The sequence below is a fragment of the Streptomyces sp. NPDC088762 genome, assembly GCF_044750905.1.
Taxonomy (GTDB): Bacteria; Actinomycetota; Actinomycetes; order Streptomycetales; family Streptomycetaceae; genus Streptomyces.
In genome coordinates, this window is record NZ_JBIVKT010000008.1 from 256,897 (window position 1) to 281,678 (window position 24,782).

At 71.0% G+C, this 24,782-nt stretch carries 24 protein-coding genes and 1 pseudogene; 14 read left to right on the forward strand and 11 right to left on the reverse strand.

Annotated elements, in window-relative coordinates:
* Nucleotides 1–98 precede the first annotated feature (98 nt).
* Nucleotides 99–1,433, forward strand: coding sequence for a M14 family metallopeptidase (locus ACIP5M_RS20635; RefSeq protein WP_401198973.1), 1,335 nt, complete (start codon nucleotides 99–101; stop codon nucleotides 1,431–1,433).
* Nucleotides 1,434–1,489: 56 nt separating this feature from the next.
* On the opposite strand, the gene ACIP5M_RS20640 is transcribed toward ACIP5M_RS20635, so the two are convergent.
* Both ACIP5M_RS20640 and ACIP5M_RS20645 read right to left on the reverse strand, forming a co-directional pair.
* Nucleotides 1,490–1,909 (reverse strand): RidA family protein, encoded by a 420-nt coding sequence (locus ACIP5M_RS20640; RefSeq protein WP_401198975.1) that lies wholly within the window; start codon nucleotides 1,907–1,909, stop codon nucleotides 1,490–1,492.
* The gene (locus ACIP5M_RS20645; RefSeq protein ID WP_401198977.1) at nucleotides 1,906–2,652 is read right to left on the reverse strand and encodes an IclR family transcriptional regulator; all 747 of its coding nucleotides are present in this window, start codon (nucleotides 2,650–2,652) and stop codon (nucleotides 1,906–1,908) included. The genes ACIP5M_RS20640 and ACIP5M_RS20645 overlap by 4 nt, the downstream gene beginning before the upstream one ends.
* Nucleotides 2,653–3,171: 519 nt before the next feature.
* On the opposite strand from ACIP5M_RS20645, the gene ACIP5M_RS20650 reads away from it, so the two are divergent.
* The 5 genes from ACIP5M_RS20650 (at nucleotide 3,172) to ACIP5M_RS20670 (ending at nucleotide 8,337) form a co-directional block, all read left to right on the forward strand.
* Entirely contained in the window at nucleotides 3,172–4,458 is a 1,287-nt protein-coding gene (locus ACIP5M_RS20650; protein ID WP_401198979.1) for an amino acid deaminase, read from the forward strand.
* A gap of 7 nt (nucleotides 4,459–4,465) precedes the next feature.
* The gene (locus ACIP5M_RS20655; protein WP_401198981.1) at nucleotides 4,466–6,100 is read left to right on the forward strand and encodes an amidohydrolase family protein; all 1,635 of its coding nucleotides are present in this window, start codon (nucleotides 4,466–4,468) and stop codon (nucleotides 6,098–6,100) included.
* 17 nt (nucleotides 6,101–6,117) lie between these two features.
* Nucleotides 6,118–7,128 carry an ElyC/SanA/YdcF family protein gene (locus ACIP5M_RS20660; protein ID WP_401198983.1) on the forward strand — a complete coding sequence of 337 codons (1,011 nt, stop codon included), beginning with the start codon at nucleotides 6,118–6,120 and terminating at the stop codon, nucleotides 7,126–7,128.
* Between the two features lie 116 nt (nucleotides 7,129–7,244).
* Nucleotides 7,245–7,430: a hypothetical protein gene (locus tag ACIP5M_RS20665; protein ID WP_215013267.1), complete on the forward strand. Its 186-nt coding sequence runs from the start codon at nucleotides 7,245–7,247 to the stop codon at nucleotides 7,428–7,430.
* Nucleotides 7,431–7,890: 460 nt separating this feature from the next.
* Nucleotides 7,891–8,337, forward strand: a complete 447-nt coding sequence (locus ACIP5M_RS20670) for a nitroreductase/quinone reductase family protein (protein ID WP_401198985.1) — start codon at nucleotides 7,891–7,893, stop codon at nucleotides 8,335–8,337.
* Nucleotides 8,338–8,340: 3 nt separating this feature from the next.
* On the opposite strand, the gene ACIP5M_RS20675 is transcribed toward ACIP5M_RS20670, so the two are convergent.
* The 6 genes and pseudogenes from ACIP5M_RS20675 to ACIP5M_RS20700 form a co-directional block, all read right to left on the reverse strand.
* Nucleotides 8,341–8,901, reverse strand: coding sequence for a GNAT family N-acetyltransferase (locus tag ACIP5M_RS20675; RefSeq protein ID WP_401198987.1), 561 nt, complete (start codon nucleotides 8,899–8,901; stop codon nucleotides 8,341–8,343).
* Nucleotides 8,902–8,980: 79 nt separating this feature from the next.
* Nucleotides 8,981–9,142, reverse strand: a pseudogene (locus ACIP5M_RS20680) (Appr-1-p processing protein); the annotation flags it as partial.
* A 184-nt stretch (nucleotides 9,143–9,326) separates the two neighbouring features.
* A complete protein-coding gene (locus tag ACIP5M_RS20685; RefSeq protein WP_401198989.1) occupies nucleotides 9,327–9,743 on the reverse strand; it encodes a contact-dependent growth inhibition system immunity protein in 417 nt (138 codons plus the stop codon).
* A 27-nt stretch (nucleotides 9,744–9,770) separates the two neighbouring features.
* The gene (locus tag ACIP5M_RS20690; RefSeq protein WP_401198991.1) at nucleotides 9,771–12,899 is read right to left on the reverse strand and encodes a polymorphic toxin type 28 domain-containing protein; all 3,129 of its coding nucleotides are present in this window, start codon (nucleotides 12,897–12,899) and stop codon (nucleotides 9,771–9,773) included.
* A gap of 40 nt (nucleotides 12,900–12,939) precedes the next feature.
* Nucleotides 12,940–13,206, reverse strand: a complete 267-nt coding sequence (locus ACIP5M_RS20695; RefSeq protein ID WP_401198993.1) for a hypothetical protein — start codon at nucleotides 13,204–13,206, stop codon at nucleotides 12,940–12,942.
* A 218-nt stretch (nucleotides 13,207–13,424) separates the two neighbouring features.
* Nucleotides 13,425–13,901, reverse strand: coding sequence for a macro domain-containing protein (locus ACIP5M_RS20700; RefSeq protein WP_401198995.1), 477 nt, complete (start codon nucleotides 13,899–13,901; stop codon nucleotides 13,425–13,427).
* 110 nt (nucleotides 13,902–14,011) lie between these two features.
* On the opposite strand from ACIP5M_RS20700, the gene ACIP5M_RS20705 reads away from it, so the two are divergent.
* Both ACIP5M_RS20705 and ACIP5M_RS20710 read left to right on the forward strand, forming a co-directional pair.
* A complete protein-coding gene (locus ACIP5M_RS20705) occupies nucleotides 14,012–14,635 on the forward strand; it encodes a TetR/AcrR family transcriptional regulator (RefSeq protein ID WP_401198996.1) in 624 nt (207 codons plus the stop codon).
* On the forward strand, nucleotides 14,632–15,162 hold the full coding sequence (locus tag ACIP5M_RS20710) for a dihydrofolate reductase family protein (protein ID WP_401198998.1): 531 nt from the start codon (nucleotides 14,632–14,634) through the stop codon (nucleotides 15,160–15,162). The genes ACIP5M_RS20705 and ACIP5M_RS20710 overlap by 4 nt, the downstream gene beginning before the upstream one ends.
* A 32-nt stretch (nucleotides 15,163–15,194) precedes the next feature.
* Here ACIP5M_RS20710 and ACIP5M_RS20715 read toward each other — a convergent pair whose 3' ends face one another.
* Nucleotides 15,195–15,428, reverse strand: coding sequence for a hypothetical protein (locus ACIP5M_RS20715; protein WP_401199000.1), 234 nt, complete (start codon nucleotides 15,426–15,428; stop codon nucleotides 15,195–15,197).
* 372 nt (nucleotides 15,429–15,800) lie between these two features.
* Here ACIP5M_RS20715 and ACIP5M_RS20720 point away from each other — a divergent pair, with 372 nt between their 5' ends.
* Both ACIP5M_RS20720 and ACIP5M_RS20725 read left to right on the forward strand, forming a co-directional pair.
* The gene (locus ACIP5M_RS20720) at nucleotides 15,801–17,012 is read left to right on the forward strand and encodes a pyridoxal phosphate-dependent aminotransferase (RefSeq protein ID WP_401199002.1); all 1,212 of its coding nucleotides are present in this window, start codon (nucleotides 15,801–15,803) and stop codon (nucleotides 17,010–17,012) included.
* A gap of 146 nt (nucleotides 17,013–17,158) precedes the next feature.
* Nucleotides 17,159–17,623 carry a hypothetical protein gene (locus ACIP5M_RS20725; RefSeq protein WP_401199004.1) on the forward strand — a complete coding sequence of 155 codons (465 nt, stop codon included), beginning with the start codon at nucleotides 17,159–17,161 and terminating at the stop codon, nucleotides 17,621–17,623.
* 65 nt (nucleotides 17,624–17,688) lie between these two features.
* On the opposite strand, the gene ACIP5M_RS20730 is transcribed toward ACIP5M_RS20725, so the two are convergent.
* Nucleotides 17,689–18,129 carry a hypothetical protein gene (locus ACIP5M_RS20730; RefSeq protein WP_401199006.1) on the reverse strand — a complete coding sequence of 147 codons (441 nt, stop codon included), beginning with the start codon at nucleotides 18,127–18,129 and terminating at the stop codon, nucleotides 17,689–17,691.
* A 110-nt stretch (nucleotides 18,130–18,239) separates the two neighbouring features.
* On the opposite strand from ACIP5M_RS20730, the gene ACIP5M_RS20735 reads away from it, so the two are divergent.
* The 4 genes from ACIP5M_RS20735 to ACIP5M_RS20750 all read left to right on the forward strand — a co-directional run bounded on the left by ACIP5M_RS20735 (nucleotide 18,240) and on the right by ACIP5M_RS20750 (nucleotide 22,750).
* A complete protein-coding gene (locus tag ACIP5M_RS20735) occupies nucleotides 18,240–19,370 on the forward strand; it encodes a hypothetical protein (RefSeq protein WP_401199008.1) in 1,131 nt (376 codons plus the stop codon).
* Entirely contained in the window at nucleotides 19,367–20,563 is a 1,197-nt protein-coding gene (locus ACIP5M_RS20740; protein WP_401199010.1) for a toxic anion resistance protein, read from the forward strand. The genes ACIP5M_RS20735 and ACIP5M_RS20740 overlap by 4 nt, the downstream gene beginning before the upstream one ends.
* A 125-nt stretch (nucleotides 20,564–20,688) precedes the next feature.
* Entirely contained in the window at nucleotides 20,689–22,131 is a 1,443-nt protein-coding gene (locus ACIP5M_RS20745) for a substrate-binding domain-containing protein (RefSeq protein ID WP_401199012.1), read from the forward strand.
* Nucleotides 22,118–22,750 (forward strand): hypothetical protein, encoded by a 633-nt coding sequence (locus tag ACIP5M_RS20750; RefSeq protein WP_401199014.1) that lies wholly within the window; start codon nucleotides 22,118–22,120, stop codon nucleotides 22,748–22,750. Before ACIP5M_RS20745 ends, ACIP5M_RS20750 begins: the two co-directional genes overlap by 14 nt.
* A gap of 131 nt (nucleotides 22,751–22,881) precedes the next feature.
* Here the strand turns inward: ACIP5M_RS20750 and ACIP5M_RS20755 are convergent, their stop codons facing one another.
* A complete protein-coding gene (locus tag ACIP5M_RS20755) occupies nucleotides 22,882–24,717 on the reverse strand; it encodes a phosphoenolpyruvate carboxykinase (GTP) (protein ID WP_401199016.1) in 1,836 nt (611 codons plus the stop codon).
* Between the last annotated feature and the right edge of the window lie 65 nt (nucleotides 24,718–24,782).

Here is a 24,782-nt window from a genome sequence, read left to right on the forward strand (position 1 = left end):
GTCCGGCCGAGGCGAGGAGTTCTTGACCGGAACATGCCACGAGAGCACGCTGTGCGCGTCCGCACGGCTACCCCCACACTCCCCACCCAGGAGAACGCATGCGGCTCCACACCCGCCGAAGGGCCGCCGTCACGGCGGCCCTCCTGGCGCTCGCACTGGGCGCACCCGCCTACGGCATGAGCGCGACGGCATCACCACCGCCCACCCCGTCCACCGCCACCCAGGACGAGGCGATCGTCCAGTACGAGATCCAGGGCCCGTCCACGCCGACCGAGCGCACCGCCCTGCTGCGCACCGGCGTCTCGATCGACGAGGTCGACGCCCGCTCGGTCGTCGTCAGCGCCGACACCATGCAGGCCAAGAAGCTCCGGGCGCTCGGCTACGAGCTCACCCCGCTGGAAGGACCACCGGACCGCTCACTGCCCGGCATCGCGGCGAGCCCGATGGACTTCCCCTCGGCGGACTCGAAGTACCACAACTACGCCGAGGCGAACGCGGAGATCGACCAGCGGATCGCCGCCTACCCCTCGATCATGAGCAAGAAGGTGATCGGGAAGTCCTACCAGGGCCGGGACCTCATCGCCATCAAGATCAGCGACAACGTCGCGACGGACGAGGCCGAACCCGAGGTGCTCTTCACCCACCACCAGCACGCCCGCGAGCACCTGACCGTCGAGATGGCCCTCTACCTGCTCAAGGAGTTCGGCTCCAAGTACGGCACGGAGTCCCGGATCACCAACGCCGTCAACGGCCGCGAGATCTGGATCATCCCCGACCTCAACCCCGACGGCGGCGAGTACGACATCGCCAGCGGCTCCTACCGCTCCTGGCGCAAGAACCGCCAGCCCAACAGCGGATCCTCGTACGTGGGCACGGACGAGAACCGCAACTGGAACTACAAGTGGGGCTGCTGCGGCGGCTCCAGCGGCAGCAAGAGCTCCGAGACCTACCGCGGCGCGGCCGCCGAGTCGGCGCCCGAGGTGAAGGTCGTCTCGGACTTCGTCCGCAGCCGCGTCGTCGGCGGCAAGCAGCAGATCACGGCCGCGATCGACTTCCACACGTACAGCGAACTGGTCCTGTGGCCCTTCGGCTGGACCTACAACGACACCGCGCCCGGCCTGACCGCCGACGACCTCGCCGTCTACAAGAAGATCGGCACCAGCATGGCGGCGAGCAACGGCTACACCCCGGAGCAGTCCAGCGACCTGTACATCACCGACGGCACGATCGACGACTGGCTGTGGGGCAACCAGAAGATCTTCGCCTACACCTTCGAGATGTACCCGGAGAGCGGCGGTGGCGGGTTCTACCCGCCGGACGAGGTCATCGACCGCGAGACCGCCCGCAACAAGGACGCCGTGCTCCAGCTGCTGGAGAACGCGGACTGCATGTACCGCTCGATCGGCAAGGAAGCCCAGTACTGCACCGCGTAGGGGCTGAACGAAGGGGGCGCCCCACCGCCAGGGGGGCGCCCCTCCCGCGTGCGTCTCTATCCCAGGACGGCGAGGGCGTCGATCTCGATGAGCAGCCCGGCCGGCAGGCCGACGTAGACGGTGGTGCGGGCGGCGGGGGCCTCCCTGAGGCCCTGCTCCTCGAAGTAGGCGTTGTAGATCTCGTTCATCTCGCCGAAGTGCCCGGTGTCCGTGAGGTACACGCGGATCATCATCACGTCGTCCCAGCCCGCGCCGCCCGCCTCGAGCACGGAGCGGACGTTCTCCAGCGTCTGGAGGGTCTGCTCGCGCAGGGTCGGCCCGGCGGGGGTGGGCGGCTGCCCGTCCACGTGCGGGAGGAAGCCGACCTGGCCGGCGACCTGGAGGATGTTCCCCTTGCGGACGCCGTGCGAGAACTTCGCGGGCGGGGTGGTGTGGCCGGCGGGGGTGACGGCGGTCTTCTCGGCCTTGTCGGTCATTCTGTCTCTCCTGAGTAGTCACGGCTGATGGACTCGGCGGTAGCGAGCACCAGGGGCAGCAGCTCCAGCAACTCCTCGGCGGTGACGACCACGCTCGGCGCGGAGACGGACAGCGCGGCGACGACCCGCCCGTCCGGCCCGCGCACGGGCGCGCCGAGGCAGTTGACGGACTCCTCGTGCCCGCCGAAGTCGGTGGCCCAGCCCTGGTCGCGCACGAGCTCCAGTTCGCGGAGGAACGCGGCGGCGTCGGGGGTGGAGCGGGCGGTGTAGCGGGGGTACTCGATCCGCTCGGCGAGGCTCCTGCGCTCCGGTTCGGGGAGGTCGGCGAGGAGCAGCTTGGCGACGGCGGCGACGGTGAGGGGGACGGGCCTGCCGATGCGGGAGTACATGCGGACGGGGTAGCGGCTGTCGACCTTGTCGATGTACACGACCTCGTCGTCCTGGTGGAGGGCGAGGTGCACGGTGTGGCCCGTGGCCTTGTTCAGCGCGAGGAGGTGGGGATGCGCGACCTCGCGGACGTCGAGGGACTCGATGGCCTCGGCGGCGAGCGCGAACAACTGGGCGCCGAGACGGTAGCGGCCGTCGGGCCGGCGGTAGACGAAGCGGTGCGCTTGCAGCGTGCGGAGGAGTCGGAGGGCGGTGCTCTTGTGCACGCCGAGCGCGTCGGCCACGTCCCCGAGGCCGGCCGCCCCCTTCGCGAGCACGGGCAGGATGCGCAGCGCCCGCTCCACGGACTGACTCATCCCTCGTCCTCTCGTACGGCCCTTGCGACCCTGCGGCCCGGCTTCCTGGGGCTCCGCCCCAGCCCCCGCGCCTCAAACGCCGGCGGGGCTGGAGATGCCCCTGCGGCGCCGCTGCCGGGGGCCGGCCCCCGGACCCCCGCGCCTCAAACGCCGGCGAGGCTGGAATTGCCCTGCGGGCAATCCAGCCCGCCGTGGGCAGCTTGCACTGCAGGCAAACCACCCGCACCTGACAGCAAAGCCAGGCCAACCAACAGCCCCGCCGGCGCTTGAGGCGCGGGGCACGGGGCGGAGCCCCGAATCCCTGAGCCGCACACACACAACCAGCCCAGCCACACCCAGCCCCGCCGGCTCTTGAGGCGCGGGGGCTGGGGCGGAGCCCCAGGAAGCCGGGCCGCACGGGCACGGCCGGCGGAGCCCCGGCGCGTTGACCCTTCGTCATCCCGGATGTTAGACAGCATGCAGCGGCACACGCAACGACCGTTGCACACCACGCAACCCACACCCCCGGGAGGCACCCGCATGGCCAGCGCCAGCGACCCCGTCAAGGACCTCGCCGACGAACCGGTGGACCACCGGTTCAAGGGCCTCCCCCCGGACGCCCAGGCCGCAGGCCTCACGGTCGGCGCGCTCGCCGCCGAGCGGCGCGATCTGTACACCGGCGGGTTCACCACCCCCGTCCTGACCCTCGACGCCGACGCGCTGGAGCACAACCTCACCGCCCTCGGAACCTACGCCGCCCGCCACTCCCTGGCCTTCGCCCCGCACGGCAAGACCTGTATGGCCCCCCAGCTCTTCCGCCGCCAGCTCGACCACGGCGCCTGGGGCATCACCGCCGCCGTCCCCCACCAGGCCCGCGTCTACCGCGCCTTCGGCATCCAGCGGATCTTCCTCGCCAACGAGCTCGTCGATCCCGCCGCCCTGCGCTGGGTCGCGGCCGAGCTCGCCGCCGACCCCGCCTTCCGCTTCGTCTGCTACGTCGACTCCGTGCGCGGGGTCCAGCTCATGGACCGCGCCCTCCGGGACGCCCCGGCCCGCATCGACGTCGTCGTCGAACTCGGCGCCGGCGAAGGCGCCCGTACGGGGGCCCGTACCGACGACGACTGCCGCGCCGTCGCCGACGCCGTGGCCGAGGCCGGCACCCTGCGCCTCGTCGGCATCGCCGGCTACGAGGCCGAGGTCCCCGACGCCGACCCAGCCCGCGTCCACGCGTACCTGCGCCGCCTTACCTCCCTCGCCGTCGAGTTCGACAAGGCCGCCCGCTTCCCGGCCGACCTCGACGAGATCGTCGTCAGCGCCGGCGGCTCCGCCTGGTTCGACGCCGTCGCCGACGTCTTCGCCGAGATCCCCGAACTGTCCCGCCCCGTCCTCAGGCTGCTCCGCTCCGGCGCGTACGTCTCCCACGACCACGGCTGGTACACCCGCCTCACCCCCTTCAACCGTCACCCCGAAGAGGGCGGCCTGCGCCCCGCGTTCCGCCTCTGGACCCAGGTCGTCTCCCGTCCCTCCCCCACCCAGGCCTTCGTCAACGCCGGCAAGCGCGACATCGCTTACGACCTCGGCCTGCCCGAGGCGGAGCTCGTCCGCGACGCGCTCACCGGCGACGAACGGCCCGCCGCCGGCGTCCGCGTGGTCAGGCTCTCCGATCAGCACGCCTGGCTGGAGACCGACTCCGCCGACGCCGTCCAGGTCGGAGACTGGGTGGCCCTCGGCATGTCCCACCCCTGCACGATCTTCGAGAAGTGGCCGCTGATCCCGGTGGTGGAGGCCGACGGCACGGTCACCGATTACGTCCGCACCTTCTTCTGACGGCCTGATGGACCTCGTCATCCGCGGCGCCCGCGTCGTCGACGGCACGGGCGGGCCCTCGTACACCGCGGACGTCGCCGTGCACGAGGGCCGGATCGCCGGGATCGGCCGCATCCCGGGCGGCGGGCGCCGGACCCTCGACGCGCACGGCCTGGCCCTGGCTCCCGGCTTCATCGACATGCACGCCCACAGCGACCTCGCGCTGCTCCGCGACCCGGACCACAGCGCGAAGGCCGCGCAGGGCGTGACCCTCGAAGTCCTCGGCCAGGACGGCCTGTCGTACGCGCCCGCCGACGAGCGCACCCTCGGCGAGGTGCGGGCCGCCATCGCCGGATGGAACGGCTCCGGGGACGACATCGACTTCGACTGGCGCACGGTCGGCGAGTACCTCGACCGGCTGGACCGGGCCCACGGCGGCCAGGGCTGCGCCGTGAACGCCGCCTACCTCGTCCCCCAGGGCACGGTCCGCGCCTACGCCCTCGGCTGGGACGACCGCCCCGCGACGCCCGCCGAGCTCGACCGGATGCGGCAGCTGGTCGCCGACGGCCTCGCGCAGGGCGCCGTCGGCCTGTCCTCCGGCCTCACCTACACCCCCGGCATGTACGCCTCGCGGGCCGAACTGACCGAGCTGTGCCGGGTGGTGGCCTCGTACGGCGGCTACTACTGCCCCCACCACCGCTCGTACGGCCGCGATGCGTCCACCGCCTACGCCGAGATGATCCACCTCACCCGGGAGGCCGGCTGCGCCCTGCACCTCGCGCACGCCACCATGAACTTCGCCGAGAACGAGGGCCGGGCCCCCGAGCTGCTGGCCCTGCTGGACGCGGCGCTCGCCGAGGGCTGCGACATCACCCTCGACAGCTACCCGTACACCCCGGGCTGCACCACGCTCGTGGCGCTGCTGCCCAGTTGGGCGAACGAGGGCGGCCCCGAGGCGGTCCTCGCCCGCCTGCGCGACGACGCGGAGGCGGAGCGGATCCGGTACGCGCTGGAGGTCACCGGCGCCGACGGCTGCCACGGGGTCCCCGTCGACTGGTCGACGATCGAGATCTCGGGCGTCACCGACCCGGCGCTCGCCGCGTACGTCGGCACGCGCCTGGACGGCTGGGACACCGCCCGGCGGCTGCTCGGCGACCGGCTGGGGCCGACGGTCCTGCAGCACGTCGGCCACGAGAAGAACGTCCGCGCGATCATGCGCCACCCCGTGCACACCGGCGGTTCGGACGGCATCCTGCGGGGCGCGAAGCCGCACCCGCGCGCCTACGGCACCTTCCCGCACTACCTCGGCCACTACGTCCGCGAGCTGGGCACGCTCTCCCTGGAGGAATGCGTGGCACACCTCTCCGGCCGCCCGGCGGCACGCCTGCGCCTGCCCGATCGGGGCCTGATCCGCCTCGGCCACCGCGCCGACCTGGTCCTCTTCGATCCGCAGACGGTCGCGGCCGGGTCCACGTACGAGAACCCGCGCACCCTGCCCACCGGCATTCCGCACGTCCTGATCGACGGGCGCTTCGTCATGCGGGACGGCCGGCGCACGGACGTCCTGGCGGGCCGGTCGATCAGGCGCACTCCCTTTCCGTCCCCGTCCCCGTCCCCGTGCCCGTCCTCCTCTCCCTTCGCCGTCCCTCGGCGACATTCTTGACATTTACGATGATCGGCATGGTCGCCTTCGCCCTTGCCGCCCTGTTCCTCCTCGCCTTCGGCATAAGCGTCCGAAAAGACCGCCGCCGCTTCAGCAACGCCGTGCTCTTGGGCCTGACCTTCCTCACGTCCTGCTTCGCCCTGCTCCTCCAGGTGGCCAAGCTCCCGGGCTGGGCGGGTCCGGCCGTCCTCCTGCTCGTCTTCGGTCTGCCCGCCCTCGGCATCCTCGCCCTCGGCGTCTTCCTGATAGCCAACGGCGTGACCATGGTGCGCAAGGAGGGCCGCCGCCCGGCCAACCTGCTGTCGATGGCCGCCGGAATCGGGATCTTCGGCATGATCGCGCTGCCGGCCCTCGTCGGCCGGCTCGGCTCCCCGCTGGCCGACGGCGTCATGACGGCCCTCGCCCTCGTCGTCGCATACGTCTCCTTCGTCTTCATGTGCTTCCTCGGCTACGCCTTCCTGTACGGACGGATCAAGGTGCGCGGCGACGTCGACTTCGTGGTGGTACTGGGCGCGGGGCTCACCGGCGGCGACCAGGTGCCGCCGCTGCTGGCCTCGCGGCTGCGCAAGGGGCAGCAGATCTACGAGGCCCAGCTGGCCCGGGGCGCCCGGCCGCCGGTGCTGCTCCCCTCGGGCGGCAAGGGCTCGGACGAGAAGGTCCCGGAGGCGCGGGCGATGGCGGACTGGCTGATCGCGCGGGGCGTGCCGGCCGAGCACGTCACGCTGGAGGACCGGTCGCGTACGACCGAGGAGAACATGCTGCTCAGCCGGGAGATCATGACCGCGGCCGAGCCCGGCTACCGGTGCGTGGTCGTCACCAACGACTTCCACGCCTTCCGGGCGGCGATGATGGCCCGCAAGGCCGGGGTGAACGGCCAGGTTCTGGGCTCACCGACGGCCCGGTACTTCTGGCCGAGCGCCACCCTCCGCGAGTTCGTCGCGGTGTTCTGGGAGCACAGGGCCGTGAACCTGTCGATCTGCGGCCTGCTGGCCGCGGCGGTGGCGGTGGGCTCGGCCGCCACCTCCTGAATTCCCCGCCGATCCCCGCTCCCGCCGCCCCACGACGTCCCCCCACGCGCCCGAGGTGCGTTCATGGGGCTCCCGCCGGAGGATGGGGCCAGGGGAAACCCGGATGGAGGTACGCGATGGACAGTGAATCGGACGAGCAGCCGACGAGGTCGGACCAGCTCCACACGGGCGGGGACCGACCGTATGACCCCGAGGACCTCGTGATGGCGACCGGCCACGACCCGACTCCGGAGCGGGTCGAGAAGGCCCGCCAGCTGATCGCGAAGGAGGGCCCGCAGGTCATCGAGCGCTACCTGCCGTAACGCTCCGCAAGGATGCCACGCCCAGCCCCGGCCCCCGGCCCGCCCCGGGACCGGGGCCTTCGCGGGCACATCCAGTCCCGCCGCACAGCCGACCGCGCGGCACAGCCGGCCGCGCGGCACAGCCGGCCGCGCGGCACAGCCGGCCGCGCGGGCACCTCTCGCCCCGCGGGCACCTCCATCCCTGCGGGCACCTCCAGCCCCGCGGGCACCTTCAGCCCCGCCAGCACATCCAGCCCTGCGGGCACATCCAGCCCCGCCGGCGTTTGAGGCGCGGGGTCTGGGGCGGAGCCCCAGGAAGCGGACCCGCACTCACCTCACGGACCCGCCGGCCCGCCCGGCCACACCAAACGGCAGCGGCAGCAACCGGGCACCGACGACGCGGCGCAGCCACACGCACCCGCATCCAGAAGCAACGAAGACTCGTTAGCCGCAAGGGGGCCACAACCCGAAGGACAGGTAAATGCACGCACTGGACATCGACTGGGACCACCCGGCCGACCCCCTCCCCGGCCCGAGACTCGACCACGTCCGCGCGTACGTGGCCACGGCCGGCGCCGACGGCCACCTCTGGCACGGGGTCCCCACCCTCCTCCTGACCACGCTGGACCGCACGACCGGCCGCACCGTCCGCACCCCGCTGATCTACGGCGAGGACGCCGACCGCCTGATCCTCGTCGCCGCGGCCTACGGCGCCCCGGACCACCCCTCCTGGTACCGCAACCTCACCGCCCACCCCGAGGTCCGCCTCCAGGTCGGCGCCGCCGCCTTCAAGGCCACCGCCCGCACGGCCACGCCGCCGGAGCGGGAGACGTACTGGGAGGCGATGACGGCCCTCTGGCCCGCCTTCGACGACTACCAGGCGGCGGCCGCACCGCGCGAGTTGCCGCTGGTGATCGTGGAGCGCTAGGGGTCAGACCGCCGTCCCGACCGGGGCGGCGACCGCGGTGTAGCTCCGGCCGGCCGCGACGTAGCCGCCGAGCGGAGTCATGCCGAAGCCGTCGACGTGCACCTTCCACGAGGTCGCGTTGCCGTCCTCGATGAACGCCACCACCGCCTCCGCCCGCCCGGCCGCCTCTCCGACAGCCATGCGGAACAGGCCGCGGGCCACCCCGTGCCCCCGATAGGCGGCGTCGACCACCACCGGGCCGTACAGCAGCCACCGCACCTCGCTCAGCGGCCGCCCCTGCCACTCCAGCGCCCCCTGCGCCGCCAACAGCCCCGCCACGGGCGGTGACGACTCGCCCACCTCTCCGGCCGGGCACAGCCCCAGCAACCCGGCGACGCGCCCCGCATCATCCGCGACCAGCAGCGCCCGCTTCGCGACCATCGCGGTCAACACGGCCGCATCGAACGTCCCCTGCACGAAGCCGTGAGCGGTTCGCTGGCCCTCCGTCAGCGCGTCCCGATGGTTGGCCGCGAACAAGGCGGCCATCGCGGTCACATCACCCTCAGCGGCGTATCGAAATTCCATCTCCGGATCGTCCCAGGAGCGGAACGGTCGCGGCGAGGAACCGCCCGGGGTCCGTCACTTCGCGCGGTCCGCCGACCATTCACCCATGGTCGTAGACGGTCACCTGGACGTCCCGCGCACACAGCGCTTCGGTGATCAGCGGCTCGATACGTGACCACCTGCCGCCGGCCAACCCACAGCCGATGCGCGGCATATGGACGCTCGCACCCAGCTCGACGACCTGATCGGCCAGCGCGGCAAGGCACCATGCCGAGACCGTCGACGTGCACCTTCCAGGAGGTGACCTTGCCGTCCACGATGAACGCCACCACCGCCTCGGCCCGCCCTGCGTCATCCGCAACGAGCAACGCCCGGTCCCGAGCCATCGCGGTCAACGCGCCGGCGTAAAACCCTCACGGCATCCTTGTGGGCGCAGCGTGACGGCGTCACCCCTTGCCTTCAGAGGCCTTTCTGAATCCATCCACGTCGCTTTCGAGATACGGCGAGAGGTCGGTCAATGTGCCTACGACTTCCCTCACCTCTGCCGCAAGGCCAGGGTGCGCGGACCAGACCTCTGCGCTCCTCGTAAGAACCGCCGAAAGGAGGTCATCATCAAAGAATCCTCCTTCGGCCTGGCGCGACGCCGCGTCACGGAGAATTTCAATCGCGAGCGGGAGTGTCCACCGGAGGCCGACATCCTGCCCGATCAGACGGCCCAGTTCATAAGCAGTCAGCTCTGAAATGGGCTTCCGTCGCAGCATATGGACAGTCCTGACTAGCCCCGTTGATCCAAGCGGGGGATCCGGCCACCGAATCCCTTCAAGCTCATCGAGGGTCCGGCTGCGTTCAGGGTGCTTGTTCATGACGACTTCCACATGGAGTATGGCGGACTATCGATGCCCAATCGAATGCAGGAATCCGTTCAACCGGTCCAGCATCTGAATTGTTTCTTTGCGCTTGCCGATCAAAACCTCCAAGCCTCGATCAGTGAGGGACTCCGGGAGAAACTCGATTTCACGCTCCAGCACCCTCCTCACCTTATCGAGACCATTGCGCGCTTGCTTCAGGTCGGAAATATGGTCAAAAGGGGTTCCATCTGGCTTTCGCGCCACAACTTCCCCTCTCGCTTCTCGCCGAGCAGCATCGTAGTGATTGTGATTAGGCTGCGAATTAATATCCCCGACAGGGTCCGCCTTAATATTCTCGAGCTTCTCTATGGCGCGCTGAGCGTCACTGCTCAGCCCCAACTCGGGACAAGAATAGAGTCCTAGGGGATCGGACCAGGTGAGCGGGTTGTGGACGTAGGCGGCCGGGTTGGGGGCCGGGGTGAGGCCCAGGGGGTCCGGGGAGAGATAGCGAGCGGTCTCGGGGTCGTAGGTGCGGAAGTAGTTGTGGTGGAGGCCGGACTCGCGGTCGAAGTACTGGCCCGGGAAGCGGAGTGGGGTGTAGGCCGGGGCGTCGCGGGGCCAGGTGGTGGCGCCCCAGAGGGTGGCGCGGGCGCGCCACGCGATTTCGCCCGACTCGGCGATCAGCTCCTGGGGGGTGCCGATGAGATCGGTGACGATGGCGAAGAAACGCTGGTCCGTGGTGCCGAGGTGGCGTTCGGCCTGAGTGAGGGGGTGGAGGCCGTCGTGGGTCCAGGTGAGAGTGACCGGGCCGGTGGTCTCCTCGCACAGGGTGGCTCCGTCCCACGCGAAGAGGGTCTGCTCCGCCACCTCGCCGGTGGCGGTGAGGCGTTGCTTGGCGGTGCGGCGGGAGAGGGCGTCGTAGCGGTAGCGCCATACCGTGCCGTCGGGGGTGGTCACCCCGGCCATGCGGTCTTCCGCATCCCACTCGTAACGCCAGGCTTCGGGTTTGCGTGAGAGGCGGGTCCGTTGGCGAAGGACGGTGCGGCCCAGGGCATCGTGCTCGTAGCGGACAGCGCCGGCTCGGGTGATGCGGGTGCCGGTGTAGGCCCGCTCGCCGTGAGCGTCCGAGCCCGGGTGGCGCGTCGGCCAGGAGGCGGAGGTCTGGTTGCCGGCCTCGTCGTAGGCGTAGCGCTCGGACCAGTTGGAGGCATCGACCGCGGTGACGCGGGCTGCCGAGTCCAGGGTGAAGGTGCGGTGGCCGGCCAGCGCGTCGTCGATCGCGGTGAGCGATCCGTCCGCGCGGTAGCTGTAGCCGCGGCGCTGGAGCGTGCGGCCGTCCTGGCCGACCACGCGCTGGCCTGTGACGCGCCCGAGCGGGTCGTAGTCGTGCCGCAGGACGAGGTCGGCGCCGATCGTGCGGGTGAGCTCGCGGCCCGCCGCGTCGCGCTCGAAGGTGATCGTGCGGCCCGAGGTGGTGAGCTGAGTGCGGTGGCCGGCCGCGTCGTAGGTCCACTGGGATTGCGCTCCGGTGGGGGTCGTGCGCCCCGTACGGCGGCCCAAGAGGTCGTAGGTGTAGGAGACCGCCCGGCCGTCGGTCGTCTCCGAGAGCAGAAGCCCGTGTGGGTCGCGCTCGCGTGTCAGCACCGTGCCGTCCGGGGAGACGGCCCGCGCGAGCTGGCCGAAGGCGTCGTACACGTAGGACGTGATGCCGTCCGCCGTCTCCTTGCGGATGACCTGGGCAAGGGCGTTGTGCACATACGTGATCGTGGCGCCGAGTGCGTTCGTACGGGACACCAGTCGGCCCGCCGGGTCGTACCCGTACGTCAGGGTCCGGCCGTCGAAGTCCGTCTCGACCGCGAGCCGGCCTGCCGGGTCGTAGGCGTAGGTCCAGGTCAGACCCTCGGGGTTGGTGACGCCGGTGAGCCGCAGCTCGGTGTCGTGGGTGAAGGAGTACCGGACGCCGTCGGCGCCGGTGCGGGCCGTGAGGAGGTCGAAGTCGCCGTACTCGAAGACCGTGGTCGCTCCGAGGGGGTCGGTGTGGGTGGTGCAGTTGCCCTCGCCGTCGTAGGTCCAGGATTCTGTGACTCCGTCTGCGGTTTCGCGGCCGAGCAGTCGGCCTTCGATGCTCCAGGTGAGGCGTGTGGTGTGCCCGAGCGCATCGGTGACGGTGATCGGTCGGCCGAGGGCGTCGCGGGTCTGGGTGGTCGTTGCGCCCAGGGGGTCGGTGACCTCGAGGAGCAGGCCCGCAGGGTCGCATCGGACCGTCGTCGTGTGGCCGAGGGCGTTCGTGACCGAGGCCAGATGGCCGCGGGCGTCGTAGGTGAAGCGGGTCTTGGTACCGGCCGGGGCGGTGACGGAGGTGCGGTTGCCGCGCTGGTCGTACGTCGTGCGGGTGATCCGGCCGTCCGGCTGGCTCACCCGGAGTGGCAGTCCCAGGTCGTCGTACTCCGCCCGCACCTCGCGGCCGTCCGGGCGGACCACCCGAGTGAGCCGCCCCTGCTCGTCGTAGTCGAAGCGCGTCGTGTGCCCCAGCGGGTCCGTGCGGGACAGCAGGCGGTTGTACGCATCGTGTGTGAACTGGGTTACGGCCCCGCTCGGGTCGATCTCCGCGGTGATCTGGGCGCGCTCGTTGACGAGGTACCGGGTGTCGTGGCCGAGGGAGTCGGTGAGGGTGGTGACGCCGTCCTCGTAGGTGAAGCGGACGTTCAAGTGGCCGTTGGTGCCTGACTGGGCGGTGCAGCGGTGCCGCTCGTCGTAGACGTAGTCGAAGTGGCGGCCGTTGGTGTCCGTCCACGAGGTGATCCGGCCCAGTTCGTCGTAGCCGAAGCGGAGCGGACGGCCGGAGGAGTTGGTGACGTGCGTGAGGTGCCCGTCCGTGTAGGCGTATTGCAGGATCCGGGTGCCGTCGGCGAGGGCGAGGCCCGTTATTCGGCCTTCGGACGAGGTGAGGCGGAGCTCATAGCCGCCACTGTGGGTCAGGGCGGTGGGGGCGCCCGACTCGTCGTACGTGAAGGCGATCCAGGCTCCGTTGCGGTCGTCGAGCTGGCTGAGCACGCCCTCGTCCGTGAAATGGCGCACGTGGCCGGACTCGGGGTCCGTGACCGTGTACCCGCCGTCCGCGTCGAGGGTCAGTGGCCAGCGCCGACCGTGGTGGGGGAGTACGGGGGTCACGGACTCGGGGGGGGGTGGGTAGGCAAGCAGGCTGCCGTCCTCAGGTCAGTCCCCCAAGTTCGGCAGTCCACAGCCCACCACGCTCATCGAGCGGCACCAGCACGAGACGGCTACGGAAGTCCGCGAGCCGCTCCAGCACCGCCTCCCGGGCTGCGGCCAGCGGCTCCGCCGACGGGCGCTCGACCGCACCGGCCGCCGACTCGGCCCCGGGGCGGGCCACCGGACCGGCTTTCACCGGGTGCGGAGCCGCTATCGCACGCTGCGCCGCCTCCGCCCGCAGACGGCCCCACTCCTCTTCGAACCCCACCCCGTGAACTCCCCTCCACTGGTCTGCTGATCCGCCGCGCCCCCGCCCGATCGGATCGGATCAGATCGAATGCACATGTGCACGACCTGACCATGCGTGCCAGTTTCACCGTTGGACAGTGCACACATTCAGCCAGCTCAGACGACGAACGTGCGCCTTGACCAGCCAACCGCTCGCGTTGCCTGAGCAATCGAGGGCTCAACTCCCGTTCTCGCGGCTCACCCTTGCTCGTACACCGTCACCTCTACGTTGCGCGCGCACAGCGCTTCTGTGATCAGGGGTTCGATGCGGGGCCAGGTGCCGCCGGCCAAGCCGCAGCCGATGCGGGGCATGTGGACGGTGGCGCCGAGTTCGAGGGCGTGGTCGGCCAGGGCCGTGAGGCAGCGGGCCACCGCGTCGTAGCGGATCGGGGGGCCACCGCTGCCGGTGCGTATGCCGCGCTGGCCGATCATGTTGGCCACCCAGGTATCCGGCTTCACGCGGACCAGTTGGACTGCTCCCAGTCCGAAGTCGTTGCCGCCGCGGCCCCGGTGCCAGGCTCTGTACTCGGCTTCCGGCCCAGGCCAGCGCTTCGAGAGGGCGAGCACGAAGCCTTTGCCCCATCCCCCGAGGTCGTTGCAGACATGCGCGATGATCTTCGGCCCCTTGGCCTGGGGGCTCGTCACGTCTCCGGCGATGATCTTGAGCGGCTTCATGGGGGAACCGTATGCCTGGGCACTGACAACGGCGGCCGAGACGCTTGCCCGGATCCGGGGTCGCTGATTTAATGAATGAACAGTCATTTATTAAATCGAGGTGCGAGCGCATGGCCGGACGTCCCCGTGGCATCGACGATGCCGCGATCCTTCAGGCCGCCGTGCGCGTCATGGGGCGGGCTGGGCCGGGCGGGATGACGCTTGCCGCCGTCGCGGCGGAAGTGGGGCTGGTGGCCGGGACGCTCGTGCAGCGATTCGGGTCCAAGCGGGGGATGTTGGTCGCGCTCGCCGAGCGCAGTACGCACGAGGTCGGGGAGCTGCACGCGCGGGTGCGGGCCGAGCATGCTTCGCCGCTGGCCGCGCTGGCGGCCCTGATGGCCGGGGCGTGGAGTGCCGTGGTGACGGCGGAGGAGTTCGCGAACCACCTGGCGTTCCTGTGCGCCGACCTCGCGGACCCCGAGCTGCACCGGCTCGCCCTCACCTCCCAGCAGGCCGAAGGGGCTGCCGTACGCACGTTGCTGGACGAGGCGGTGGCCGCCGGCGAGCTGCGGCCGGAGACTGACACCGCCCTGCTGGCCCGGTCGGTCCAGGAGGCCACGACCGGCGCCGGGGTGCTGTGGGCCGTGGACCGCGAGGGGACCCTGGCCGGGCGTCGGCTCGCGGCACTCGAGACCTCCCTCCGCCCCCATATCCCCCCGCACCCGCACCCGCACCAACGAGAGGACACCCCGTGAGCGAGCGCACCTTCCGGACGGCCGTCACCATCGGCGTCAGCCTCGACGGCTTCATCGCCCGTCCCGACGGCGACATCGAGTGGCTGACCGGGTACAGCGAGGAGGAGGTCGGCGACACCGGCTACCAGGAGTTCATGGCCGGGATCGACACCCTCGCCATGGGCCGCAACACCTACGAGAAGGTGCTGACCTTCGGTTTCTGGCCGTACGAGGGCAAGCGCGTGGCCGTCCTGAGCACCACGCTGACCACCGATGACGCGCGGATCACCGTCTACCGGTCCCTGGACGAGCTGCTGGCCGGGCTGACCGACTCCGGAGCCGAGAACGTCTACGTCGACGGGGGCCGGATGGTGCAGACCTTCCTGCGGGAGGGCCTGCTGGACGAGTTGACGATCACCACCGCGCCCGTGCTGATCGGCTCGGGCATCCCGCTGTTCGGTGAGCTCGGCGGCAAGGACATCCGGCTCACCCTCCAGTCGGCCAAGGCGCTCGGCGCCGGCTTCACGCAGGCCACCTACGCGCTGTGATGCCGAGCGGCGACCAGAGGTCCTGGTAGGCGCTAGAGGTACTCGCGCGCGAACTCCACCGCCCACTCCACTGCGGCCACCGGGATACCGCCCGACTCGGGGTCGATGGTGAGACGGGCGGTCTCCCAGCCCTGGCCGTGTTCGCGGTGGATCGCGAAGCGGCCCTCGTCGGCCGCGCCCGGGGGCGTGACCAGGAACTCGATCGTCCGGTCGTCGCCGTCCGTGCCGACCGTGGTGATCGCCATGTCGCCCACTTCGAATCGCACTGACTCCGTCCCTCCCCAGAGCGCCCCGCCGAGGTGCGCCCGCATCCATCCGTCCGGGTCCTGGATCCAGGCTGCAAGCCGGGCCCGCCGGTCGCATGAGCCCACATACTCAGGATCCGTACTCAGGAGTCGCATCGAGAACCCGCACCCCGGCCCCGCACCCTCCCCCCGCCCCCAAGTGACGAGCGCAACACCACCGCCCGGCCCTCCCTTCGACCCCACCCATTCCGCAGGCCGCGGCGGTGGGTCGCCCCCGTTTCCAAGGGCGTAGCGGGTCGGCACCCTCCCATCGCGCGAAACGGGACATATCCCTCCCGCGCCGTCCGCCGGAATACCCCAGCGGGCGGGCGCCAGGGCCCGTAAGCTCCCGTCATGCAGGTGATCCAGTCAACGAAACTCGCCAATGTCTGCTACGAGATCCGCGGCCCCGTGCTCGAAGAGGCGATGCGGCTCGAAGCAGCAGGTCATCGCATCCTCAAGCTCAACACCGGCAACCCCGCGGCCTTCGGCTTCGAGTGCCCGCCGGAGATCCTTGAGGACATGCTCCGCAACCTGGGCACGGCCCACGGTTACGGGGACGCGAAGGGGCTGCTCTCCGCGCGCCGCGCGGTCATGCAGCACTACCAGACCAAGGGCATCGACCTGGACGTCGAGGACATCTACCTCGGCAACGGCGTCTCCGAGCTGATCCAGATGTCGATGCAGGCACTGCTCGACGACGGCGACGAGGTGCTGGTCCCTGCGCCGGACTACCCGCTGTGGACGGCGTCCGTCTCGCTGGCCGGCGGCACCGCCGTGCACTACCGCTGCGACGAGCAGTCCGACTGGATGCCGGACCTCGCCGACGTCGAGCGCAAGGTCACGGACCGCACCCGCGCGATCGTGATCATCAACCCGAACAACCCGACCGGCGCCGTCTACGACGACGAGATGCTGCGCGGGCTCACGGACATCGCGCGCCGCCACAACCTCGTCGTCTGCTCGGACGAGATCTACGACCGGATCCTCTACGACGGCGCCACGCACACGAACACCGCCGCCATCGCACCGGACCTGCTCACCCTCACCTTCAACGGGCTGTCCAAGAACTACCGCGTCGCCGGCTACCGGGCCGGCTGGATGGCGGTCTGCGGCCCCAAGAAGCACGCCTCGTCGTACATCGAGGGCCTGACGATCCTGGCCAACATGCGGCTGTGCGCCAACATGCCGTCGCAGCACGCGGTCGCCACCGCGCTGGGCGGCCGCCAGTCGATCACCGATCTCGTGCTTCCGGGCGGGCGGCTGCGGGAGCAGCGCGACGCGGCGTACGAGATGCTGACGCAGATTCCCGGCATCACCTGCGTGAAGCCGAAGGGCGCGCTGTACCTCTTCCCGAAGCTCGACCCGTCCGTCTACAAGATCAAGGACGACCGGCAGATGGTCCTCGACCTGCTGCGGGCCGAGAAGATCATGGTCGTGCACGGTACGGGCTTCAACTGGCCCGAGCCCGATCACTTCCGGATCGTGACGCTGCCGAACGCCAAGGACCTGGGTGATGCGGTGAGGCGGATCGGGAACTTCCTGGACGGCTACAGCCAGCCGTGACCGCATGAGGGCCCGGATACTCCGGGCCCTCGCTCGTTGCCGTCGACTTTCGAGGCTCCCAGAACCCTCCGGACCCTCAGGATCGAACTCAACTTTAGAACGGATCCAATGTAGGATGGTCTCCTGACCACGCAGGAGGCCACCTCATGTACGAGCCGATCCGCCCCAAGTCGGTCGTCCACCGCATGGGTGACAGCACGACCGAGCAGCACGACTACCCGCAGCGCAGCCGCGGCGAGGCGCTGGACATCCAGCTCGCCGGGCACCTCGCGGCCCTCCTTGCCGTGACCGACGAGCTCGGGCTGGGGGACACCGAGGGTGCCGCCGCCATCGCCGCGCAGGTCGCGCGGCTGCGCGGGGCCCAGCCCGCGCGGGTTCCGCAGCAGGACCCGGCCCCTGCATCGGCCCCGGCATCGGCTCCGGACTCCGCCGCGGACCGTGCCGCCGCCGCTGCCCTGCACCGGCGGGCGCACGATGTCGCCGCCCGCGCGCTGCTCGTCGCCGCGTCCCGCGCCGACACCACCGTTGCGATCCTCGCCGCCGAGCGGATGGACGCGCACGCCGCCGCCCTCGCGTCCCTGGACTCCCGGGACCTGGCCGGCGCCCACTGACGGCCCCGGTCCGGGGCCGCGGAGGCTCCGGACCGGGTGCCATGTCCCCGCGGGCCGGGTGGCGGCTACGGCGTCCGCGTGAACGTCGCCTCCGCGGCCCCGCACCACGGGGTTGTCGACGGGGGCCAGACCGGGCCCACCGCTTCCGCGCGTTCCGTCGTGCCCGGGGCCACGCCCGGGAGTTTCACCAGGGACTGTGCCGCGCGGGCACTCGGGTCAGGCGGGGGTGAGTCGCGGAATTCGACCGTGACGATGTACTCGCCCGGGCCCTCGGGGCGGCCCACCGCCTCCACCGGGGCCACCACGCGACGGCTCACCGGATCAATGCGGCACCCGGTGACCCGTACGGACTCCAGAGCCGCCCGCGGCTGCGCCGCGGCCGGGCCGCCGCCGCCACCGCTGGCCCACACGTACAGCCCCAGCGGGGCGAACACCAGCAGTCCGGCCAGTGTCACCAGACCCACCAGCCAGCCCTGCCACTTCAACGCGCTCGTGCTCACGCCCATGGCACGATCCTCCTCGGCCACCGCCCCGCCCACCAGCACCGGCGGGCTCACACAGCATTTCGAAGTGGGACCGCCTGGACACCTGGCGTTCACTCAACTCCGCGCGGAATGTGGGTTTCCACGAGCACGCTGCACCCGTGAGACGCAACCTAGGAATCGTCCTGGGCCTCCTCCTGATGGGCGGCGTCATCTTCGTCGCCCTCTTCAAGGGGCAGGAAAACCCAGACAGCACGGCAACGAAGACCGTGCGCGGCGTCATCGGCTCGGAGAAGTCCGAGTTCTTCCGCGACCCCGACGTCGTCAAGGCCCTTGCCGCCAAGGGCTACACCGTGAAGACGGAGACCTCGGGCTCCTGGGCGATGGACCAGCTCGCCCTCAAGGAGTACGACTTCGCCTTCCCCAGCAGCAGCGAACCCGCCAAGGAGGTGGAGGCGGCCGCCGGGGTGAAGGGGGCCCAGGAGACCAAGCCCTTCTTCTCCCCGCTCGTCGTCATCGCCCGCTCCAACGCCGCCCGGGTCCTGACGGACAACGGCCTCGTGAAGATGAACGGGAAGAACTCCGGGACCCTCCTCATGGGTCCCTTCCTCAAGGCCGCCGCCGAGGACCGCACCTGGCAGCAACTGCCCGGCTCCGCCGCGCACCCCGAGCTGACCGGCACCGTGTTCGTCAAGACCACCGACCCGGCCACCTCCAACTCCGGTGCCCTCTTCCTCGCCGCGACCTCCAACGTGGCGAACGGCAACACCGTCGTCTCCGACGACGCCGCGATCGCGCGCACCGCGCCGCTGCTGCGCAAGCTGATCTCCGTCCAGGGCGCCCTGGAACCGAGCACCGACGACCCGTTCCGGGCGTTCATCAGCGGCAGCGGCGAACCGCTGATCCTGGTGTACGAGTCCCAGGTGGCCTCCCTGCTGCTGCAGAAGCAGGGAGCGGGGAACGTCGACGACATGGTGGTCCTCTACCCGGACACCACGGTCAACACGGCGCACACCTTCGTCCCGCTCGGCGACAGGGCCGCGGAACTCGGCACCCTCCTCGCCACCGACCCGAAGCTGCGCGAGCTGGCCGTGCGCCACGGGTTCCGCCCGCAGGACGGCGTGGCCGAGTTCACCGCCGCGACCGCCCCGCACGCCGCCTACCTCAACCCCGCGCTGGCCGGCATCCGCCAGGTCGGCACACCCACCGTCAAGATCCTGATGGCGCTGGCCGCACGCGCCAAGGGCCAGGGGGACACACCGTGACACTGACACCACCCGCCGACGGGGCGGACGCCCCGCTCGTCCTCACCGCTCCCGAGCCCGTCGCCCCCGTCAAGAAGGAGCAGGCCGCCGGCCTGGTGCCGCTCGAGGACGGCGTCCGCGAGGAGATGGCCCGCCGGGCCGGAGAGTACGTCGGCTCGCTCGCCGGGATCGACAGCCGCTCCCCCGAGTTCGCGCAGCGCATCGGGGAGATCACCGGGCTCGGCACGGCCGACATCCGCTCCGCCGCCCAGCAGTCGAACCGGATGCTGGAGCGGGCCGTGCGCTCCCTCGGCTCCGACGGCGGCGGTGACGCCCAGGCCCGGGTGGCCGGCTCGCTCGTCGAACTGCGCCGCACCGTCGAGGACCTCGATCCGCGGGACGCGCCCGCGAAGGGGCTCGGCAAGCTGCTCTCGAAGCTGCCGGGCGGCAACCGGTTCCGGGACCACGTGGCGAAGTACGCCTCCTCCCAGGCGACCCTGAACCGGATCGTGGGCGCACTGCGCGGCGGGCAGGACGAGCTGCGCCGCGACAACGCCGCCCTGCACACCGAGCGGGCCCGCCTGTGGGAGACGATGGGCAAGCTCCAGGAGTACGCGGTGCTCACCGAGGCCCTGGACTCCGCCGTCGAGCAGCGGATCGCCGAGACGGAGTACGCCGATCCGCAGGCGGCCGACGTGCTGCGGGCGGACGTGCTGTTCCCGGTGCGGCAGAAGCACCAGGACCTGCTGACCCAGCTGGCCGTGTGCGCGCAGGGCTATCTGGCGATGGACATGGTCCGGCGCAACAACGACGAGCTGATCAAGGGGGTCGACCGGGCGGCCACGACGACCGTGTCGGCGCTGCGGATCGCCGTGATGCTGGCCTCGGCGCTGGACAGCCAGCGGAAGGTGGTCGAGCAGGTCAACGCGCTCAAGGGCACGACGGAGGAGCTGATCCGGGGGAACGCGGAGATGCTGTCCACGCAGAGCGGGGAGATCCAGCGGATCGCGGCCGATCCGGCGGTGGGGGCGGAGACCTTGCGGGCGGCGTTCGGGCAGATCTACCGGACGCTGGACGCGATCGACACGTTCAAGGTGCAGGCCACGGAGAGCATGGCCGCCACGGTGGAGTCCCTGACGGGGGAGCTCCAGACGGCTTCCGCCCATCTGGCGCGGACCCGGACCGCCTCCGCCCTGGAAGGCGGTGCCTCGTGAGCGGGCGCGCACAGGGCCGACGGCGGGTGGGGCCGCTGCGCGGGGCTTCCCCCGCCCCGCCCCTTCCCGTGACGGGGGCTCCGCCCCAGACCCCGCGCCTCAAACGCCGGCGAGGCTGGATATCCGTGCTGGCCCTCGTCGTGCTCGCCGCCGCGACCGGGTGCGCCTCCTCCGACGGGCCCGTCGATCCGAAGCCCACCGCCTACAAGGAGGGCACCCTGCGGGTGCTGGCCTCCAGTGAGCTGGCCGACATGCAGCCGGTGCTGGAGCAGGCCAGGAAGGCCACGGGGGTCACCGTGGACCTCACCTGGTCCGGGACCCTCGACGCCGCCGAGCAGGTCGCCTCCGGGAAGGCCGACGGGAGGTACGACGCGGTCTGGCTCTCCTCCAACGACTATCTGCGGCTGCAGCCCGAGGCCGCCGGGAAGCTGACGTACGGGATGACGGACCCGGTGCGGTCCAACTCCGGTTTCTCGGCGCTGGTGTCCGTCGCCTCCGGGCTGTCGGGGGCGCAGTCGGCGCTGACCGACGCCGATGTGCAGAAGGCCCGGCCGCCGCTGAAGGAGTTCTTCGCCGGGCAGAAGCTGACCTCGGGTTCCTCCGGCTGGCTGGCGAGCGCGTACGGCAAGCGCGGGGACGTGGACGCGCTCGTCAACTACGAGTCCGTGCTGCTGTCCATGAACCGGACCGCGCACACGGACCTGACGGTGATCCGGCCGCGGGACGGCGTGGTCACCGCACACTATCCGCTGACCCTGCTGGCCTCGGCCCCGGCCGGGGCCCGCGAGTCGGGCCGGGCGCTGACGGAGTACCTGCGCGGGCCCGAGGCGCAGAAGGCGATCACCGGGCAGACGTTCCGCCGACCGGTGGCCGCCGGGGTGGCGCCGGCGCCCGGGCTGGACGCTTCGGTGCGGCGCGAGCTGCCCTTCCCCGGCTCGCGTTCGGTCGCCGACGGGCTGCTGGCCTCGTACGAGAACGAACTGCGCCGGCCCTCGCGGACGGTGTACGTCCTGGACACCTCGGGCTCCATGGCCGACGAGGACCGCATCGGGCGGCTGAGGACAGCGCTCACCGACCTCACGGGCAGCGGGAGTTCGGGGACGGGGCAGCGGTTCCGGGACCGTGAGGAGGTGACGCTGCTGCCCTTCGGCGACCGGGTGAAGCGGGTGCTGACGCACGTCGTCGAGCCCGGAAATCCGGGGCCGGCGCTGGACGCGATCCGGGGTGACGTGAAGTCGCTGCAGCCGGAGGGGGGTACGGCCGTCTACAGCAGCCTGGAGGCGGCGTACCAGCACCTGGGGCAGGGCAACGCGGACGCGTTCACCTCGATCGTGCTGATGACGGACGGGCAGAACACGGCGGGCGCCGGGGCCAGGCACTTCGACTCCTTCTACGCGGCGCTGCCCGAGGGGCAGAAGCACACCCCGGTCTTCGCGGTGCTGTTCGGCGACTCGGACCGCAAGGAGCTCACCCACATCACCGAACTGACCGGCGGGCGGCTGTTCGACGCCACCGACGGGAACGGTTCGCTCGACGGAGCCTTCGAGGAGATCCGTGGCTACCAGTAGGGCCGCCAGAACCGCCGGGGCGGGCACGGTGCTCGGCTATCTGGAGTCGAAGAAGAACCTGGCCGGCTGCGCCTGCGGCGTGGCCGGCCTGGGCCTGAGCATCGCGGGGGTGGCCGGGACGTACTGGCCGGCGGTGGTCGCCGGGCTGTACGGGGCGGGCGCGCTGATCGCCCCGCCGGACGTGGCCGAGAAGCCGGAGCCGCCGGACCTGCGCGAGGAACTGGGCGTACTGCGGGAGGACTTCGCGCGGCTGCGGGAGTACCTGGACGCGGTGGAGCTGCCGCCGGCGGCCGGCGGCGAGCTGGGCGAGCTGCTGGAGCTGTACGGTGCGCTGCTGCATCCGGGCTGGGTGGCCGAGGTCCTGGCCGGCGACGCCGAGTCGGTGCACGTGCTGTCGCGGGCGATCCGGCGGGACCTGCCGGACTGCGTGGACGCCTACAACCGGGCCCGTTGGTGGAACCGGCTGACGCCGGGGACCGAATCGCCCGAGCGGCACCTGGAGCGTCAGCTGTCGGTGCTGTTCGACGAGGCGGAGCGGCTCACGGCGGCCCTGCGTGATGCGGATGCCAGGCGTCAGCAGACGCAGACGACCTACCTGGAGGACCGGGGCCGGTCCTGACCGCCCCCCACCCCATAAGGACGCCCGGCGGGAGAACCCGCCGGGCGTTTCTTCCCGGCCCGGGTGTTCGTGCACCCGGGCCGGAGGTTTCCCGGCCAGGGTGTTCGTGCACCCTGGCCGGGAAGATCACATCAGCCCAGGCGCTCGACGAGCGCGTGGTACTGGTCCCACAGCTCCTTGGGAGTGTGGTCGCCGTAGGTGTTCAGGTGCTCGGGGACCAGGGCGGCCTCCTCGCGCCAGACCTCCTTGTCGACGGTGAGGAGGAAGTCCAGGTCCTCGGCCGGGAGGTCGAGGCCGTCGAGGTCGAGGGAGTCCTTGGTCGGCAGGATGCCGATGGGGGTCTCGACGCCCTCGGCGGTGCCGTCGAGACGCCCGACGATCCACTTCAGGACGCGGCTGTTCTCGCCGAATCCCGGCCACACGAACTTGCCCGCGTCGTTCTTGCGGAACCAGTTCACGTAGTAGATCTTCGGGAGCTTCGCCTGGTCCTTGTCGGCGGCCACCTTGACCCAGTGGGCCATGTAGTCACCCATGTTGTAGCCGCAGAACGGCAGCATGGCGAAGGGGTCGCGGCGCAGCTCGCCGACCTTGCCCTCGGCGGCGGCGGTCTTCTCGGAGGCGATGTTCGAGCCGATGAAGACGCCGTGGTTCCAGTCGAAGGACTCGGTGACCAGCGGCACGGCGGAGGCGCGGCGGCCGCCGAAGAGGATCGCGGAGATCGGGACGCCCTTGGGGTCCTCCCACTCGGGGGCGATCGTCGGGCACTGGGAGGCCGGGACGGCGAAGCGGGCGTTGGGGTGGGCTGCCGGGGTCTGCGAGTCCGGAGTCCAGTCGTTGCCCTTCCAGTCGATGAGGTGCGCGGGCGCCTCTTCGGTCATGCCCTCCCACCACACGTCGCCGTCGTCGGTGAGCGCGACGTTGGTGAAGACGGTGTTCGCGTACATCGTCTTCATGGCGTTGGCGTTGGTGTGCTCGCCGGTGCCGGGGGCGACGCCGAAGAAGCCGGCCTCGGGGTTGATCGCGTAGAGGCGGCCGTCCTCGCCGAAGCGCATCCAGGCGATGTCGTCGCCGATGGTCTCGACCGTCCAGCCGGGGATCGTGGGCTCCAGCATGGCGAGGTTGGTCTTGCCGCAGGCGGACGGGAACGCGGCGGCGACGTAGCGGGCCTCACCCTGCGGCGGGGTGAGCTTGAGGATCAGCATGTGCTCGGCGAGCCAGCCCTCGTCGCGCGCCATGACGGAGGCGATGCGCAGCGCGTAGCACTTCTTGCCGAGCAGGGCGTTGCCGCCGTAGCCGGAGCCGAAGGACCAGATCTCGCGGGTCTCGGGGAAGTGCGAGATGTACTTGGTGGTGTTGCACGGCCACGGCACGTCTTCCTGGCCTTCGGCGAGCGGAGCGCCGAGGGTGTGGACGGCCTTGACGAAGAACCCGTCGGTGCCGAGCTCGTCGAGGACGGGCTTGCCCATGCGGGTCATGGTGCGCATGGCGACGGCGACGTAGGCGGAGTCGGTGATCTCGACGCCGATGGCGGAGAGCTCGGAGCCGAGGGGGCCCATGCAGAAGGGGACGACGTACATCGTCCGGCCCTTCATGGAGCCGCGGAAGATGCCCCTCTCCCCCGCGAAGATCTCCTTCATCTCGGAAGGAGCCTTCCAGTGGTTCGTGGGGCCCGCGTCCTCTTCCTTCTCGGAGCAGATGAAGGTCCGGTCCTCGACGCGCGCGACGTCGGACGGGTCGGAGGCGGCGTAGTACGAGTTCGGTCGCTTGGCCGGGTCGAGCTTCTTGAAGGTGCCCTTGGCCACGAGCTCCTCGCAGAGGAGTTCGTACTCGGCCTCGGAGCCGTCGCACCAGACGACGCGGTCCGGCTGGGTGAGGGCTGCGATCTCGTCCACCCAGGAGATCAGCTCTGCGTGCTGGGTGGGACTCGTCGTACCAGAAGAAGTGGGAGCCGCGTTGTCGCGCGCCACGATTGCTCCTTGTTGAGGGGTTTGTTTGGTGTATGCCCCGTGGGGGCCGCGACCCGGACGCTTCG

Excerpts from the sequence above, each read along its gene's own strand:
- ACIP5M_RS20670 (WP_401198985.1), top strand. The coding sequence starts at position 7,891 with ATGCACGCACTGGACATCGACTGGGACCACCCGGCCGACCCCCTCCCC.
- ACIP5M_RS20725 (WP_401199004.1), top strand. The coding sequence starts at position 17,159 with ATGTACGAGCCGATCCGCCCCAAGTCGGTCGTCCACCGCATGGGTGAC.
- ACIP5M_RS20660 (WP_401198983.1), top strand. The coding sequence starts at position 6,118 with ATGGTCGCCTTCGCCCTTGCCGCCCTGTTCCTCCTCGCCTTCGGCATA.
- ACIP5M_RS20650 (WP_401198979.1), top strand. The coding sequence starts at position 3,172 with ATGGCCAGCGCCAGCGACCCCGTCAAGGACCTCGCCGACGAACCGGTG.
- ACIP5M_RS20645 (WP_401198977.1), bottom strand. The coding sequence starts at position 2,652 with ATGAGTCAGTCCGTGGAGCGGGCGCTGCGCATCCTGCCCGTGCTCGCG.
- ACIP5M_RS20655 (WP_401198981.1), top strand. The coding sequence starts at position 4,466 with ATGGACCTCGTCATCCGCGGCGCCCGCGTCGTCGACGGCACGGGCGGG.
- ACIP5M_RS20720 (WP_401199002.1), top strand. The coding sequence starts at position 15,801 with ATGCAGGTGATCCAGTCAACGAAACTCGCCAATGTCTGCTACGAGATC.
- ACIP5M_RS20730 (WP_401199006.1), bottom strand. The coding sequence starts at position 18,129 with ATGGGCGTGAGCACGAGCGCGTTGAAGTGGCAGGGCTGGCTGGTGGGT.
- ACIP5M_RS20705 (WP_401198996.1), top strand. The coding sequence starts at position 14,012 with ATGGCCGGACGTCCCCGTGGCATCGACGATGCCGCGATCCTTCAGGCC.
- ACIP5M_RS20675 (WP_401198987.1), bottom strand. The coding sequence starts at position 8,901 with ATGGAATTTCGATACGCCGCTGAGGGTGATGTGACCGCGATGGCCGCC.
- ACIP5M_RS20700 (WP_401198995.1), bottom strand. The coding sequence starts at position 13,901 with ATGAAGCCGCTCAAGATCATCGCCGGAGACGTGACGAGCCCCCAGGCC.
- ACIP5M_RS20665 (WP_215013267.1), top strand. The coding sequence starts at position 7,245 with ATGGACAGTGAATCGGACGAGCAGCCGACGAGGTCGGACCAGCTCCAC.
- ACIP5M_RS20685 (WP_401198989.1), bottom strand. The coding sequence starts at position 9,743 with ATGAACAAGCACCCTGAACGCAGCCGGACCCTCGATGAGCTTGAAGGG.
- ACIP5M_RS20635 (WP_401198973.1), top strand. The coding sequence starts at position 99 with ATGCGGCTCCACACCCGCCGAAGGGCCGCCGTCACGGCGGCCCTCCTG.
- ACIP5M_RS20640 (WP_401198975.1), bottom strand. The coding sequence starts at position 1,909 with ATGACCGACAAGGCCGAGAAGACCGCCGTCACCCCCGCCGGCCACACC.